Origin of the sequence: Nibribacter koreensis (genome assembly GCF_039541795.1) — a bacterium.
Lineage (GTDB): Bacteria > Bacteroidota > Bacteroidia > Cytophagales > Hymenobacteraceae > Nibribacter > Nibribacter koreensis.
The window spans coordinates 418,152-432,340 of sequence record NZ_BAABGX010000001.1; the positions used below are offsets into that span (position 1 = coordinate 418,152).

General features: G+C 50.7%; 16 protein-coding genes. 2 read left to right on the top strand and 14 right to left on the bottom strand.

Annotated features, from left to right (window positions below; genetic code table 11):
- Nucleotides 1-38: 38 nt before the first annotated feature.
- Nucleotides 39-257, top strand: coding sequence for a PspC domain-containing protein (locus tag ABD880_RS01760; protein ID WP_345161705.1), 219 nt, complete (start codon nt 39-41; stop codon nt 255-257).
- On the opposite strand, the gene ABD880_RS01765 is transcribed toward ABD880_RS01760, so the two are convergent.
- From ABD880_RS01765 to hisS, 5 genes are all read right to left on the bottom strand, one after another.
- Nucleotides 222-1,277 carry a glycosyltransferase family 2 protein gene (locus tag ABD880_RS01765; RefSeq protein ID WP_345161707.1) on the bottom strand — a complete coding sequence of 352 codons (1,056 nt, stop codon included), beginning with the start codon at nt 1,275-1,277 and terminating at the stop codon, nt 222-224. The two genes, ABD880_RS01760 and ABD880_RS01765, sit on opposite strands and share 36 nt — an antisense overlap.
- Nucleotides 1,267-1,602: a YbaB/EbfC family nucleoid-associated protein gene (locus tag ABD880_RS01770; RefSeq protein ID WP_066510468.1), complete on the bottom strand. Its 336-nt coding sequence runs from the start codon at nt 1,600-1,602 to the stop codon at nt 1,267-1,269. The genes ABD880_RS01765 and ABD880_RS01770 overlap by 11 nt, the downstream gene beginning before the upstream one ends.
- 187 nt (nt 1,603-1,789) lie before the next feature.
- Nucleotides 1,790-3,424, bottom strand: a complete 1,635-nt coding sequence (locus ABD880_RS01775; RefSeq protein WP_345161711.1) for a T9SS type B sorting domain-containing protein — start codon at nt 3,422-3,424, stop codon at nt 1,790-1,792.
- Complete coding sequence (hutH, locus tag ABD880_RS01780) at nt 3,421-4,926, bottom strand: histidine ammonia-lyase (RefSeq protein WP_345161713.1); 1,506 nt, start codon at nt 4,924-4,926, stop codon at nt 3,421-3,423. The genes ABD880_RS01775 and hutH overlap by 4 nt, the downstream gene beginning before the upstream one ends.
- Nucleotides 4,926-6,308: a histidine--tRNA ligase gene (gene hisS, locus ABD880_RS01785; RefSeq protein ID WP_345161715.1), complete on the bottom strand. Its 1,383-nt coding sequence runs from the start codon at nt 6,306-6,308 to the stop codon at nt 4,926-4,928. Before hisS ends, hutH begins: the two co-directional genes overlap by 1 nt.
- Nucleotides 6,309-6,516: 208 nt before the next feature.
- Between hisS and ABD880_RS01790 the strand changes: the two genes are divergently transcribed.
- Complete coding sequence (locus tag ABD880_RS01790; protein ID WP_345161717.1) at nt 6,517-7,293, top strand: glycosyltransferase family 2 protein; 777 nt, start codon at nt 6,517-6,519, stop codon at nt 7,291-7,293.
- A 93-nt stretch (nt 7,294-7,386) separates the two neighbouring features.
- On the opposite strand, the gene ABD880_RS01795 is transcribed toward ABD880_RS01790, so the two are convergent.
- The 9 genes from ABD880_RS01795 to ABD880_RS01835 all read right to left on the bottom strand — a co-directional run bounded on the left by ABD880_RS01795 (nt 7,387) and on the right by ABD880_RS01835 (nt 14,182).
- Nucleotides 7,387-8,940: a bifunctional GNAT family N-acetyltransferase/carbon-nitrogen hydrolase family protein gene (locus ABD880_RS01795; RefSeq protein WP_066510479.1), complete on the bottom strand. Its 1,554-nt coding sequence runs from the start codon at nt 8,938-8,940 to the stop codon at nt 7,387-7,389.
- 164 nt (nt 8,941-9,104) lie between these two features.
- Entirely contained in the window at nt 9,105-9,758 is a 654-nt protein-coding gene (locus ABD880_RS01800) for a 3-oxoacid CoA-transferase subunit B (protein ID WP_345161720.1), read from the bottom strand.
- Nucleotides 9,759-9,787: 29 nt separating this feature from the next.
- Nucleotides 9,788-10,144, bottom strand: coding sequence for a four helix bundle protein (locus tag ABD880_RS01805; protein WP_345161722.1), 357 nt, complete (start codon nt 10,142-10,144; stop codon nt 9,788-9,790).
- Nucleotides 10,145-10,204: 60 nt separating this feature from the next.
- A complete protein-coding gene (locus ABD880_RS01810) occupies nt 10,205-10,897 on the bottom strand; it encodes a CoA transferase subunit A (protein WP_345161724.1) in 693 nt (230 codons plus the stop codon).
- Nucleotides 10,898-10,992: 95 nt separating this feature from the next.
- Complete coding sequence (locus ABD880_RS01815; RefSeq protein ID WP_345161726.1) at nt 10,993-11,397, bottom strand: YrzE family protein; 405 nt, start codon at nt 11,395-11,397, stop codon at nt 10,993-10,995.
- Nucleotides 11,398-11,493: 96 nt separating this feature from the next.
- Nucleotides 11,494-12,423 (bottom strand): bifunctional riboflavin kinase/FAD synthetase, encoded by a 930-nt coding sequence (locus tag ABD880_RS01820; protein WP_345161728.1) that lies wholly within the window; start codon nt 12,421-12,423, stop codon nt 11,494-11,496.
- Nucleotides 12,420-13,112, bottom strand: a complete 693-nt coding sequence (truB, locus tag ABD880_RS01825; RefSeq protein WP_345161730.1) for a tRNA pseudouridine(55) synthase TruB — start codon at nt 13,110-13,112, stop codon at nt 12,420-12,422. The genes ABD880_RS01820 and truB overlap by 4 nt, the downstream gene beginning before the upstream one ends.
- Nucleotides 13,112-13,954, bottom strand: a complete 843-nt coding sequence (locus tag ABD880_RS01830; RefSeq protein ID WP_345161732.1) for an undecaprenyl-diphosphate phosphatase — start codon at nt 13,952-13,954, stop codon at nt 13,112-13,114. The genes truB and ABD880_RS01830 overlap by 1 nt, the downstream gene beginning before the upstream one ends.
- A complete protein-coding gene (locus ABD880_RS01835; protein WP_345161734.1) occupies nt 13,955-14,182 on the bottom strand; it encodes a DUF3098 domain-containing protein in 228 nt (75 codons plus the stop codon).
- Between the last annotated feature and the right edge of the window lie 7 nt (nt 14,183-14,189).

Below are 14,189 nucleotides of genomic sequence, written 5' to 3' on the forward strand. Positions count from 1 at the left end.
GTAAAATTATTTATATTAGGCACCCTAATTCTCTTACCATGAAACAAGTGCAGTATTTCTTAGAAAGCCAAGCCTTTGGAGTGTGTACGAAACTCGGGGAGAAGCTGGGCTTTGCCACCAGTAGCATACGGCTTTCCTTTATCTATCTTTCCTTCCTAACGTTCGGGTCACCGGTGATCGTCTATTTGATCATGGCCTTCTGGCTGAACGTGCGCAAGACGCTACGCCGGGAGCGTAGCACCGTCTGGGACGTCTAGCGCGTTAAACGTCTTTTTGCCCTTAACAAAATATTGCCACACCACGCTTTTGCGGTACCAACCAGTCAATTGCGTGGTTTCTTTTTTAAGGGGGTAGGCCGCGCGTTTTTCTTTCCAATAGATGTTCTTCTGTGCGAAGAACTCTTGGTGCGCATCCCAGATGGCTTGCACTTGCTTAAACTGACCCTTCAATAAAAACTGCACTGCCGCCACGCCGTCCAAAATCAACCTGGTTAGCAAGACCCGGTTTACTTCTTTTTCTGACAGGTTTTTATACAACAGCGCCACGCCGTTTCTAAAATTGAGAAAGGTCTTTCTAGGATTGGCTTTGGGTAGGGTGCCGCCGCCCACGTGGTACACATGGCTTTCGCCTTGGTAGTAAATCTGGTAGCCCAGGTTCTGCAGACGCCAGCACAGGTCAATTTCTTCCATGTGCGCGAAGAAGGCTTTCTCTAACCCTTGGGCCTCATGGTAGGCACTGGCCCGCACCATCATGCAAGCGCCCGTGGCCCAAAAGACAGGACGGGTATCATCATACTGGCCCAGGTCTTCCTCCACGGTGTCAAACAACCTACCACGGCAGAAGGGATAGCCATACGCGTCTAAAAAACCACCGGCCGCACCGGCGTACTCAAAGTGCATGCGTTGGTAATAGGATCTTATTTTGGGCTGGCAGGCGGCAATCTTGGGGTTGGACTCTAGTAAAGCCACCAAAGGCGTCAACCAGTTGGGCGTCACTTCCACGTCTGAGTTGAGGAGGACGTAATACGTGGCCTTTACCTGTTGCAAGGCTTGGTTGTAGCCCTCGCAGAACCCGAAGTTCTCTGGCAGCACAATCTGCCTGACCTGCGGAAAATTAGCTGTGACATATTGCACAGAGTCATCTGAGGAGTCATTGTCCGCGACGATGACCTCAGCGTCTGGGCTGTGCTCCAAAACGTTGGGTAAAAACTGTTCTAACCAGCGGCGGCCGTTCCAATTTAGAATGACCACCGCCACGGTAGGTTTCTTATAATCCAAAGCCGCTCAAGTCTAAGCCAGGGATATTAGGGAGCATCCCCGAAGTGTGTTTTTTCAATTCCTCTTGTGCCTTTTCGCCGGCGTCTGCCAGGGCCTTGTTCACGGCGGCCACCACCAGGTCAGACAACATTTCGCGGTCTTCTGGCTTCATGAGAGTCTCGTCTATCTCAATCTTCAAGATGCGCTTTTCGCCGCTGGCCGTGGCCTTTACCAAGCCGCCGCCCGCCTCTGCTGAGACCGTGATGTGCTTCAGGTTTTCCTGGGCCTCTTTCATCTTGGCCTGCATTTCCTTCACCTTGCCCATCATTCCCATCATATCAAACATAGCTTCTCCTTTCTATTTAGTGGATAGGTAGAGGATCTCCACCTTAGATTTTTATTAACGCGAAACAGCTTTCCAGGGATTTTCCTGCGCTGCCTCTACTGCCAAAAGTACAGCCAAAGCCAAAGATTTCAAACGTAAAGTGAAATTCCGTTTTTGACCTGATTTCCGGGAAATAGCCCAAAAACGACTAACGCACCAAAGTCACCGGTCCGCTTTTGCTGAGCCGCTGACCGTTCACGTCTACGGCCTCAAACCGGTACAAGTAGGTGCCGGCCGGGGCTGGTTTACCTTGGTAGGTGCCGTCCCAGCCCTGCCTGAAATCCTTGCTCTCAAACACCACCTGGCCCCAGCGGTTGAGCACCTGCAACTCAAACTTGCTTGCAAATTTGCCTATGGCCTTGAACGTGTCGTTGAGGCCGTCCTGGTTTGGCGTAAACGCATTTGGGAAGTAGAACTGAAAGGCCTGTTCTACGCTGGCCGTGTTAGAGTAACTTTGGTAAGTTGCGTTTCTGGCCTTGGATAAAATACGGTAAGTAAGGCGCTGGAAACGGTCCTGGAGTTGCACATCTACATAGCCTTGACCGGTGACTGGCGTGCTCCAGTAAACTGAGCCTTGCTCATCCAGCAGTTCTAAGGTCTGGCTTTCAACGCCCTCCGGAAAACCTTCATACGCCGACCAACTCAATTTTACCTGACCATTCTGTTGCCGCTCGGCGGTAAGGATGGCCGGGCATGCGGTGTTACTTCTGGCAGAGGTGAGGCTACAAGAGTCTGCGTAGGTGGTTTGATAGCAGGGCCTGGCGGTTAAGGTTGGCAAAGTGGCGTCTACCGCATTTTTGGCTTGTTTTTCAGAAAGTAGACCAAAAACACCGTTGTTCAGGTTTCGGTAAATGCTTTGCTCCTTAAACGTTTCCTGGGCAGGGATAAAGGATTCTACCTGTACCTGGTTCTGCAGATTGAAGCTCACCAGCAGGAAAGGCGCCGCCGGTGGGGTGGTACCGGTTGTCACGATTTGCACGGGCAGGGAGATGCTTTGGCTTCCATTATTCAGCAAGGCCACCAATTGGTAAGTATAGGTTCTTCCGCAGGCCACCTGGGCGTCTGTGAAAGTAGTTTGAGTGCCTAGAAGATTTTGATAGAGTTGCCCCCCGCGCAGTAACTGGTAGTTAACCACGCTGCCAGGGCTAGGATTGGCCGTCCAGGTGATTATATTTTGGCGGTCTCCGGCAGTGACTTGCAATCCTTGCGCACAGACCATGTTGGAGATAATGTCCTCCTGCCCGGTGCACACATTAATCACACGCACCCTAAAACATCCAGAGACAGATAGTAGAGTAATTGAATGCGAGCTTTGGCCTACCGGCACCCGCGCCAGCGTGGTGACCGGAGAGAACGTGCCATTAGCGGCGGCGGCTTGTTCCACCACCAAGTCATTTATGGCGCTCGCTTGAATCTGTAGTTGAATCCCGTTGGATTGGAGCACCAATTTCTGAATGACCGGCGGGGAGGAGGGAACGGCGGCTTTTACTTCAAACGTTCGTTCACAGAGCGTGCTGCTAACGTTCTTGAGCTGGGTGACGGTATAAGTGCCGGGCGCAGTAAAGGTAAACGACGTTTGCTGGGCATTGAAGTCCAGGCCGTTGCTCTTGTCAAAATCGTAGTACTCGGTGCCGCCCGTGGTATTGTCTTTAAACGTAATGCGCTGGCCTACGCAAAAAGTCTCTACTACCTGGTTCTGTTCATTGTAGGCTAAAAAGCATTGGGCTTGGGCATTGAACGCCCAGCCACAGAAAAAGAACAGAATCAGGAGAAGGTTTCTCACGCTATAATTTCTTGAAACGGAAACTGCCGAATAAACTGCACACTCAGCTGAATATCATCATGCAACACGCGGTCTTTCTCCAGCACAGGCACCTGCGTCCTGTAGGCTTCTAAGACGCGTTCCAAGGCGGGAGAGGTGCGCGCCGGTCGTCTGAACTCCATGGCCTGCGCCGCCGTCATCAATTCAATGGCCAGCACACGCTCCACATTTTCCAGCACTTTGTACGCTTTGGTGGCGGCGTTGGCGCCCATGCTCACGTGGTCTTCTTGTCCGTTGCTGGAGACGATGGAATCCACGCTGGCCGGGGAGCACAATTGCTTTGTCTGACTAACGATGGACGCCGCCGTGTATTGCGGAATCATCAACCCCGAGTTAAGCCCCGGGTTAGAAACCAGAAAATGCGGCAATCCGCGCTGACCAGAAATCAATTGGTACGTGCGGCGTTCTGAAATGCTTCCCCACTCTGCCAGGGCAATGCTGAAGAAGTCCAGCGCCAAGGCCAAAGGCTGCCCATGGAAATTGCCGCCAGACAAGATTAAATCATCCTCCGGGAAGATGTTCGGGTTGTCCGTCACCGAGTTCATCTCGGTGGTAATGACCTGCTCCACGTAGGCCAAAGCGTCTAAACTGGCCCCGTGCACCTGCGGCACGCACCTAAAGGAGTAGGGATCCTGGACGTGCTGTTTGGGCTGCTGTTGCAACTCGCTTCCGGCCAAGAGGTGGAGAATAGTAGCCGCTGACTGGCGTTGCCCACTGTGCGGACGCACCTGATGGATGTGCGGCTGGAACGGGTCTGCTTTTCCGTCGAAGGCTTCCAGAGACAGCGCGGCTAAAACGTCGGCGGCGGCGGCAATCTGACGGGCACGTAGGCACAATAAAACACCATAGGCATTCATGAACTGGGTACCGTTCAATAGCGCCAAGCCTTCCTTGGCCTGCAACTGAATTGGGTCCCAGCTGAAGATGTCCAGAATTTCATGGCCCTTCAGTTTAAAGTCCTGAAAACGCACTTCGCCCAAACCTAACAAAGGCAGACACAAATGCGCCAAGGGAGCCAAATCACCACTGGCGCCTAGAGAACCTTGTTGGTAGACGACGGGGAAAATTTCTCTATTGTAAAAGGAAATCAACCTGTTCACGGTAGCTAGTTGCACGCCGCTGTGCCCGTAGGACAAAGACTGTACCTTGAGCAGGAGCATGATTTTCACCACTTCGGCGGGTACCTCGTCCCCGGTGCCGCAGGCGTGGGACATCATGAGGTTACGCTGCAGTTCTTCCAGGCTGTCGTGGCCAATGATGGTGTTGCACAAAGACCCGAAGCCCGTGTTAATGCCGTACACCGGCGCCTGCGACCGCTCCAGCCGCTGTTGCAAGTACTCAAAACAGTGCGTGATGCGTTGCTCCGCATCCTGTGACAGGGCCAAGGACATGTTGCCGCGCAAAACCTGGCTTATTTGTGCTAAGGAAAACGGGGCCGCCGAAATCAGGTGTTGCTCAGGCATTAGGCAGAAAAGTAGGTTTGTAGATGGTCAATAATCTCAGTGAGGCTTAAGCGGTGCTGTTCGCCGGTACGCATGTTGCGCAGGTTGAGCAGGCTGGTTTCCATTTCCTCAGAACCAATCAACAACACAAACGGAATCTGCTTCTGGTCAGCGTACGTCATCTGCTTTTTGAGCTTGGTAGAATCTGGGTAGAGCTCCGTAGAAATGCCCATGGTTCTAAGTGCCTGCAAGACCGGCAGGGAATAGCGCATAGAGGCCTCGTCAAAATTGGCTATGAGCACCTGCGTGATGGTCTGACTACCTTCGGGGAAGAGGTTTAATTCTTCTAGCACATCAAAAATACGGTCCACGCCAAACGAAAAGCCCACGCCCGACACGCCCGGCAACCCGAACATGCCCGTGAGGTTGTCATACCGGCCACCACCACTTATGGAGCCCATCTGCACGTTGTTAACCTTCACCTCAAAAATACAACCGGTGTAGTAAGATAGGCCGCGGGCCAGGGTCACATCCAACTGTAATTTGGCCTGTTTTACTTCTAGGCTTTCCAGATAACTTAACATGCTTCTGATGTCCTGCAAGCCGCGTTTCCCTTCGTCAGAGTTCTGCAAAAGCGTATCCAACTGCGGAAGCAAATCAGCTACATCGCCGCTCAAACCTAAGACAGGTTGCAGGTTGGTAATGGCCTCTTGCGTGAAGCCTTTTTGCAACAACTCCTGGTTCACGGCGTCCTGGCCAATCTTGTCCAATTTGTCAATGGCCACGCACAGATCCGCTTCGCGGCCGTTGGCGCCAATGGCTTCGGCTATACCGGCCAATAAGCCGCGGTGGTTGAATTTGATGGTGAAATCATCCAAGCCCAGGGTGCTCAACACCTCGTCCATCATGAGGATGATTTCGGTCTCGCAGAGCAGGGAATTAGTGCCTACCACGTCGGCGTCGCACTGGTAGAATTCGCGGTAACGGCCCCGCTGCGGACGGTCGGCGCGCCAAACAGGTTGGATCTGGTAACGCTTGAACGGGAAGGCCACCTCGTTGCGGTTCATGACCACGTAGCGCGCAAACGGCACGGTGAGGTCATAGCGAAGGGCTTTCTCTGATATTTTTGGGGTGAGCGGCTTGGAGCCATTCTCCAGGTCCTGCGCCGTAATCTTGCTGGCATAGTCACCGGAGTTGAGGATCTTGAAAATAAGCTGGTCGCCTTCATCGCCGTACTTGCCGGTTAAGACAGACAGGTTTTCCATGGCCGGCGTCTCTAGCGGCAGAAACCCGAATTTCTCAAACGTGCGCTTGATGACGGAGAAGATATAATTACGTTTCACCACCGTGGCCGGACCGAAATCACGGGTGCCTTTGGGGATGGATGGTTTGTCTTTGCTCATGGGTAAAATGGGTAAGTCCGCGAAGATAGCAAAAACCAATGAGTTGGCAGGAAGGGCAGGAGAGAAGCTAATAGGAAATCGTTTTTGACCTATTTTCCGGAAAACAAGCCACAAACGAAGCTGCTTTTAAAAAAGGCCAAAGGGTAGCTTTACCTGTGAGTGAGCCGGATTTAGTACCTTCACGTTCCAAAATTGAATTTGAATCGCCATGACGTCTGTTTCGCTTTCTTGCTACATTCTTACCCACAACAGCCAGGAGTATCTGGAGCAAGTGATTGCTCCGCTGCAGTACGTAGTGGATGATCTGGTTTTCATAGACTCTGGCAGTACCGACAGAACCAAAGCCATAGCCGAGCAGTATGGTGCTCGGTTTGTATACCGGCCGCTGGACAACTTCAAGAACCAGCGCAACTTTGGCTTGGAACAATGCCAGCACACATGGGTCTTAAGTCTAGATTCTGACGAGGTGCCTGACCAAAGTTTAGTGGATGCTCTGCGAATATTTAAAGAGACGGCAGGCACTACTAATATTCAAGCGTTAAAAATTCAGCGTAAATGGGTGGTGATGGGGCAGGAGGTGCAGACGTTTTATCCTATCAAGAGCCCAGACTTCCCGCTAAGGTTGTTCAGGAAAGACGTGGTCAACTTCAATGACCGCAGCAACATGGTGCATGAAACCCCCAGCGGGCATGAGCGTGAAGCTACCTTAGACGGATTCGTGCTTCATTACACGTTCAACAAAGTAGAAGACCTCTACAGGAAGCTGAACCTCTACACGTCCATTGCCGCGCAAGACATGGCCGCGAGGGGCAAGAAAGCTACTTGGGAAAAGATACTGTTCAGTCCGTTTGCCGCCTGGGTGAAATGGTACCTCATCAAACAAGGATTCAGGGATGGAGCCGTGGGCTGGGTCTTAGGCCAGTACGCATATGATTACACCTTGCAGAAATACTTGAAATTGAGGTTCGATCTAAAGCAGAAGTAAATCCGTTTTTGGCCTGTTTTCTGGTAAATAGGGCAAAAACGGAATTCCCATTAAACAGCAGAGGCGCCTACTTAGGCGCCTCTGCTGTTTATATTAAATCTCGGTGAGATCGTCTTCCTTTTGGTGGAGCCAGCTTAGGTTGTACAAGTCCTTCCGGCGGTCTCTCAAGTTACGCACGCTGCCGGTGGTGTTCAGATCTTTGAGTAGGTCCAAGTCTAGGTCGGCGATCAAGGTCATCTCGGTGTTAGGCGTAGCTTCTGCAATGATGGCATCGTGCGGAAAGGCAACGTCTGAAGGAGAGAATACCGCTGATTGTGAGTACTGGATGTCCATGTTCTCCACGCGGGGCAAGTTGCCCACGCTACCCGTAATGGCCACGTAGCACTCGTTCTCAATGGCGCGGGCCTGGGCGCAATGACGCACGCGCAGATACGCGTTCTTCGTATCTGTCTGGTACGGCACAAACAAGATTTTCATCTCCTGGTCAGACAGCATACGCGCCAGTTCTGGGAATTCCACGTCATAGCAAATCAATATGCCAATCTTCCCGAAGTCGGTGTCAAAGACGTTGAGCTTGTTGCCGCCGCGCATCCCCCAATAGTGGGCTTCGTCTGGAGTCACGTGCAGTTTGTACTGCTTGTCATAAGTACCATCTCGGCGACATAAGTAGCTTACATTGTGCAACTTGTTGTCAATATACTCAGGCATGCTGCCCGCAATGATGTTGATGTTATAAGACAAGGCCAAGTGAATCAGCTTCTCCCGGATCCCGTCTGTATAGTCCGCTAGTTTTCTAATGGCCGCTGATGGGGATTTCTCATCCGTCAAGGCCATCAAAGGCGCGTTGAAGAACTCAGGGAACATGACCATGTCTGCCTTGTACGAGCTCACCGTGTCCACGAAGAACTCCAACTGTTGCTCAAAGTCTTCCAAGGAGGTCATCTGGCGCATCTGCCACTGAATCACGCCAATACGTACCACCTTTTTGGTACCACCCACTAGCTTTTCCTTCTCCTCATAGTAGACGTTGATCCACTCCAACAGAGACGCGTAGGCCTTGGACTCCTTGTCCTGCGGCATATAGCCTTTGATGATTTTCCTAACGTGGAATCCGTTACTCAGCTGGAAGGTCAGGATAGGGTCATAGATTTCCTTGTTGCGGACCTGTTCAATGTACTTGCCCGGCGTCATCTTATCTGAATGCTCCTTATAGCCCGGTATACGGCCACCCAGGATAATACCGCGCAGGTTCAGGTTTTCGCAAAGTTCCTTGCGGGCATCATATAAACGACGGCCTAAGCGCAAGTTGCGGTATTCTGGATGTACAAACACATCCACCCCATACAGCGTGTCACCGTTAGGATCATGGGTGTCAAACTTACCGCCACCGGTAATCTGCTCATAGCTGTGTTTGTCACCAAACTCAGAATATTGGACAATGAGGCCCAATGCGGCAGCCACCACACGGCCTTTGTCTTCAATACACAACTGGCCATCTGGGAAGCGCTTTAACAGCGAGGAGAATTCTTTCTGGGTCCAGGAGCCGCCCAGGTTGGTGTAGACCAGCTCCATGATTTGTTTTACCTCCTTGTAATCGGCGGTGGTAAGCGGACGAAGTATTAATTTATGTTCGGTATTTTCACTCATAGTAAAGAAAGGTAATTAGCACAAAGTTACTGCTTTGCGTTGGGCGTTTCAAAGGTAACGCAATTTGCGCAGTTTCTGTTTTTGGCTTCTATTCTGGAAAACAGGCCAAAAACGACGAAGGCCCTTGTTGAGAAGAGCCTTCGCCTGAGAGGTAACGTTGATTTTTACACTTTAATTTCGGGGATGTCGCCTTCTACGATCAGCGTGCCCTCAGTAGCCGCCTGAATCTGTTCTACCGTCACGCCCGGTGCCCTTTCCAGTAACCGGAAGCCTTCTGGCGTCACGTCAATCACCGCTAAATCCGTTACAATTTTCTTTACGCAGGCCAAGCCGGTGATGGGCAGCGAGCATTTCTTCAGAAGCTTGGACTGGCCGTCCCGGGAGGTATGTTGCATGGCCACGATGATGTTCTTGGCCGAGGCTACCAAATCCATGGCACCGCCCATGCCCTTCACCATCTTGCCCGGAATCTTCCAGTTGGCTATGTCGCCGCGCTCAGAGACTTCCATGGCCCCCAATATGGTCAGCTGCACGTGCTCGCCTCTAATCATGGCAAAACTCTCTGCAGAGCTGAACAGCGCCGAGCCCGGCAAGGTGGTCACCGTCTGCTTGCCCGCGTTGATCATGTCTGGATCTACTTCATTCTCCGTCGGGAAAGGTCCCATGCCCAGCAAGCCGTTCTCAGACTGCAGGACCACGTTCATTCCCTCTGGGATATAATTAGCCACCAACGTGGGGATTCCTATACCCAAATTCACATAGAAGCCGTCTTCTACTTCCTGCGCTATTCTTTTTGCTATTCCGTGTTTATCTAGCATAATGTGCTAATTAAGAATGTGCTGATGTGTTAATTGTTTTTTGTGGAGGAAATAATTTTGGAAAGCAGTTTCTGCAGTTCTAATAATTTCTCCAACTTATCCTCAATATCAGGATAATGTTCACTGTGTTTGCAAAGCAAAAGCCAATACTCAGTTTCGTTGGCTTCTTTAGCTGCAATTTTGAGCTTATGAATAAAGTCAGCCCTGCTTTCTGCATGCTGAGCTTCCCAAACATTTGCACCTATAGAAGTCCCACTTTTCAAAAGTTGATTTGCCACTACATACTTGCGTAATTGTTCTAATGTCTCTGAGTAGACAACAATGGACAAAGCAAAATCAAAAGACTTCGCTACTATAGCGTTTCCTTTCCCTATTTCACGTTCCATTATTAATTCATTAACTCATCCGCTAGAAATAGCACATGAGCACATTAGACAATTAGCACATTACCGAGTAGTGCGTTGCTCAATGCGTTTCTCGTAGTCTTTGCCTTGGAAAATGCGTTGCACGTAGATGCCGGGCGTATGAATCATGTTCGGGTCCAGTTCGCCCACGGGTACCAGTTCCTCTACCTCGGCAATGGTGATTTTGCCGGCGGTGGCCATCATGGGATTGAAGTTGCGGGCCGTGCCTTTGTAGATGAGGTTGCCGGCGGTGTCGCCTTTCCAGGCTTTCACAATGGCGAAGTCAGCCTTCAGCCATTCTTCCATCAGGTACATTTTGCCGTGGAATTCGCGGCTTTCTTTGCCTTCACCTACTTCGGTGCCATACCCGGCAGGGGTGAAGAACGCGGGGATACCGGCTCCTCCGGCTCTAATGCGCTCGGCCAATGTGCCTTGCGGAATCAACTCCACTTCCAGCTCGCCAGACAATAGCTGCCGTTCAAATTCGGCATTCTCACCCACGTAGCTGGAAATCATTTTCTTGACTTGGCGTTTCTGCAATAATAGACCAATTCCGAAGTCATCCACACCGGCATTGTTAGAGATGCAGGTAAGGTCCTTCACGCCTTTTTTCAATAACTCTTGGATGGAGTTCTCTGGAATGCCGCACAAGCCAAAACCACCCAACATGAGAGTGGCTCCGTCTGGAATGTCCTGGCAAGCGGCCGCGGCGTCTTGTACTACTTTATTAATCATAAAAAGAAATATAGTATGAAGATGAGCAATCGTGTTTTAAAATAGGAATGTCGTTTTTGGCTTGGTTTCTGGAAAATAAGCCAAAAACGACATGCTTACGGCATGTCTCTGGAGCCCATGGCCCCGCCGAAGAAGGACATCAAAGGGTAGATAATCACCGCTGAGATGATAAACCAAATAGGATGAGGCAATAGATAGAAATTGGCGATACCAGCTAAGAGTAGTAGAATTCCTACTACAATAGCGTGGACCATTTTCTTGTTGGGTGCTAACCTTGCAGCCACCATGCCACCCAAGAAAGAGCCTAAGGCATAGGCCATTAAAACGAGCACAAGCGAACCCATAGGGGCATTGGCCATGTAGGCGCCCATGGCTTCGGGGTCTTGCAGGTTGACTTCAGAAGGAAGTGGGTAGACTTGTTGCGCGACCAGTTCTACCAAGAAAATAGTGATGAATCCCACAACTAATCCCGTAAGAACGGCAAGAATGCTTTTAACCATAGCCAAGAAGTTTAATGACAGTGAATCAGCAATGAGGGCTGCCTGCGCTTCTTCCTTATCGTGTAAGCCCGAGGTGAAGTTACGGATTTGCCAGATTTATCCTAACAGGTGTAAGGCAGATTCCTGGTCTTGGTGCAGTTGTTGGGTGAGCATTTCTAATCCGTCAAACTTCAATTCCGGCCGAATGTAGGCGATGAACAGAAGCGTGATTTCTTGGCCGTACAAGTCTGCGTTAAAATCAAAGAGATGGACTTCAATGGTCTGCTTGCCGCTGTCATCCACGGTAGGGTTCACGCCAATGTTGAGCATGCCCTTGTACTGGCCTTGCGGCGTGTTCACCAGAACGGCGTACACACCCTGCGCGGGAATGAGCTTAAGCGTATCTTTAACCTGCAGGTTGGCGGTTGGGTAGCCAATGGTGCGGCCCAGTTGCTTGCCTTTGACTACGGTGCCAGTGACGGTATAAGGCCGGCCCAAGTATTTGTGGGCGGTTTCTACATCGCCTTTCTCCAGGGCGGTTCTAATTTTGCTGGAGCTAACGCCCACTTCGTCAATGTCCTGTCGCGGAATCTCCTCCACGGCGAAGCCATAGCGACTGGCATTCTGCTGGAGGTAGTCAAAATTGCCTTCGCGGTTTCTGCCAAAGTGGTGGTCATACCCAATCACCAGTTTCTTGGTGTGCAGGGTGTTGAGCAGAATCTGCTGAATGTATTCTTCTGAGGATAGCTGGGCAAACTCTTTGGTGAAAGGTAGGATCAAGATGTAATCCACGCCGTAATTCTCCAGCGCCTCAATGCGCTCCTCAATGGTAGAGAGTAACCTAAGCGAGGTATCATTTGGGTTGAGGACGGTGCGCGGATGCGGCCAGTAGGTGAGCACCACGCTCTGGCCGTTGTGCTGGCGGGCAGTCTCTGTCAGGCGCGACAAGATTCTCTGATGACCCACGTGCACCCCGTCAAAGGTACCCGACGTCACCACCGCCTGCGGCAGCTCTGGAAAATCTTTTAGCTCCCTAATGACAATCATGCCGGCCCCAGTTGCTTTTCACGGAGTTCCTGTAATTGGTCTAAAGACATGGCATCTTCTACGCGGTATTCTCCAATACGGGTACGCACCAGTTCAGACAGATACGCACCGCAACCCAGCTTTAAACCAAAGTCACGGGCCAGGCTCCTGATGTAGGTTCCCTTGGAGCAAACCACCCTAAAAGACACCTGGTTGCCCTCAATGGCGGTTAAGTCAAAGGCTTTAATGGTGATGCGCTTGGATTTAATCTCAGCTTCGCCCCCACGACGGGCAATGTTATAGGCCCGCTCGCCGTTCACCTTCACCGCCGAATAAATAGGCGGCGTCTGGTCAATCTCTCCTAAGAAAGACGCGGCCGCTTCTTGAAGCATTTCTTCGGTGAGATGGTCTGTAGGAGAGGTGCTATCCACTTCGGTCTCTAGGTCAAAAGAAGGCGTGGTATGGCCTATGATGAATTTACCGGTGTACTCTTTTTCCTGTGCCTGAATCTCTTCAATGCGCTTAGTGAATTTACCGGTGCACATGATCAGCAAGCCCGTCGCCAAAGGGTCTAAGGTACCCGCGTGGCCAATCTTTTTAATCTTAAGCGCGAACTTGGTTTTCTTGACCAGGTCAAAAGACGTCCAGGTCAAAGGCTTGTTAAAGAGCAGGATGGCTCCCGCCTCAAAATCATAGGGTGCTTCTTGCATTATACCAACTGTATGTCAATGCCCATGGCTAAGAGCAACAAAATGATCAAACCAACTACAATACGGTAATAGCCAAACAGCTTAAAACCGTATTTGGTCAAGAAGCCTACAAAAAACTTGATAGCCGCCATGGCTACCACAAACGCTACCACGTTTCCTACTAACAAGACTTGCCAGTCGTGGGTATTGATGGCAGCTAAACCAGCTTGAAACTTAGGAACGTTTAATGATACGATGTCAGAAATTTCCAGCTTCAGGAAGTCTGTTAGAACAGAGTACGTGGCTGCCGCCAGCATGGTAGGTACCGCCATAAAGAAGGAGAACTCGGCGGCGGTCTTGCGGGTCATGTTTTGCGTCAAACCGCCAATGATGCTGGCCGCCGACCTAGACACGCCAGGAATCATGGCAATGCACTGGAAGAAACCAATGATGAAGGCATTCTTGTAGCTAGGCGTAGTCACAGGATTCTCTACGTCTTTGAACCATTTGTCCACAAACACCAAGATAATACCCCCTAAGACCAAACTGATAGCCACTACCTCTACGCGCTCCAGCATGGCGTCTACTACATCTTTCAAGGCGAAGCCAATCAAGAGAGCAGGCACTACCGCTACCATCAGTTTTTTGTAAAAATCAAAGGAATTGATCCAGCGCTTCCAGTACAACACCACCACAGAAAGGATGGCACCAAACTGAATGGTGACGGTGAACATCTTGGTAAACTCAAAGGCACTAATGCCCATAAGGCTGGAGGCGATGACCATGTGCCCGGTAGAAGACACCGGTAAAAACTCAGTTAATCCCTCAATAATGGCCAGGATGATAGCTTGCCAAATATCCATCTAGACGTCTTTGCGTGGTTTAGCCAGGATAGCATAAAACTGGAACAGGAAACCCGCTACCAACACAATAGGGCCCAGGGTTAAACCCAGAAAACCGTAACCATACGGCTCCGTGTCTAGTGACATCAAAATGAAGCCAACGGCCATTATCACCAAGCCAATAATCATCAGCATGAAGTTGCGGCGCCCAAAGGCCGAAGAAGGGGACGTGTTGTTATTGTTTTCCATGAGGAAG

What these genes read in the sequence shown, in the direction of transcription:
- hutH (WP_345161713.1), bottom strand. Translation starts at nt 4,926, where the DNA reads ATGCCTGAGCAACACCTGATTTCGGCGGCCCCGTTTTCCTTAGCACAA.
- ABD880_RS01770 (WP_066510468.1), bottom strand. Translation starts at nt 1,602, where the DNA reads ATGTTTGATATGATGGGAATGATGGGCAAGGTGAAGGAAATGCAGGCC.
- ABD880_RS01800 (WP_345161720.1), bottom strand. Translation starts at nt 9,758, where the DNA reads ATGCTAGATAAACACGGAATAGCAAAAAGAATAGCGCAGGAAGTAGAA.
- ABD880_RS01830 (WP_345161732.1), bottom strand. Translation starts at nt 13,954, where the DNA reads ATGGATATTTGGCAAGCTATCATCCTGGCCATTATTGAGGGATTAACT.
- hisS (WP_345161715.1), bottom strand. Translation starts at nt 6,308, where the DNA reads ATGAGCAAAGACAAACCATCCATCCCCAAAGGCACCCGTGATTTCGGT.
- ABD880_RS01790 (WP_345161717.1), top strand. Translation starts at nt 6,517, where the DNA reads ATGACGTCTGTTTCGCTTTCTTGCTACATTCTTACCCACAACAGCCAG.
- ABD880_RS01815 (WP_345161726.1), bottom strand. Translation starts at nt 11,397, where the DNA reads ATGGTTAAAAGCATTCTTGCCGTTCTTACGGGATTAGTTGTGGGATTC.
- ABD880_RS01795 (WP_066510479.1), bottom strand. Translation starts at nt 8,940, where the DNA reads ATGAGTGAAAATACCGAACATAAATTAATACTTCGTCCGCTTACCACC.
- ABD880_RS01760 (WP_345161705.1), top strand. Translation starts at nt 39, where the DNA reads ATGAAACAAGTGCAGTATTTCTTAGAAAGCCAAGCCTTTGGAGTGTGT.
- truB (WP_345161730.1), bottom strand. Translation starts at nt 13,112, where the DNA reads ATGCAAGAAGCACCCTATGATTTTGAGGCGGGAGCCATCCTGCTCTTT.
- ABD880_RS01805 (WP_345161722.1), bottom strand. Translation starts at nt 10,144, where the DNA reads ATGGAACGTGAAATAGGGAAAGGAAACGCTATAGTAGCGAAGTCTTTT.
- ABD880_RS01820 (WP_345161728.1), bottom strand. Translation starts at nt 12,423, where the DNA reads ATGATTGTCATTAGGGAGCTAAAAGATTTTCCAGAGCTGCCGCAGGCG.
- ABD880_RS01835 (WP_345161734.1), bottom strand. Translation starts at nt 14,182, where the DNA reads ATGGAAAACAATAACAACACGTCCCCTTCTTCGGCCTTTGGGCGCCGC.
- ABD880_RS01810 (WP_345161724.1), bottom strand. Translation starts at nt 10,897, where the DNA reads ATGATTAATAAAGTAGTACAAGACGCCGCGGCCGCTTGCCAGGACATT.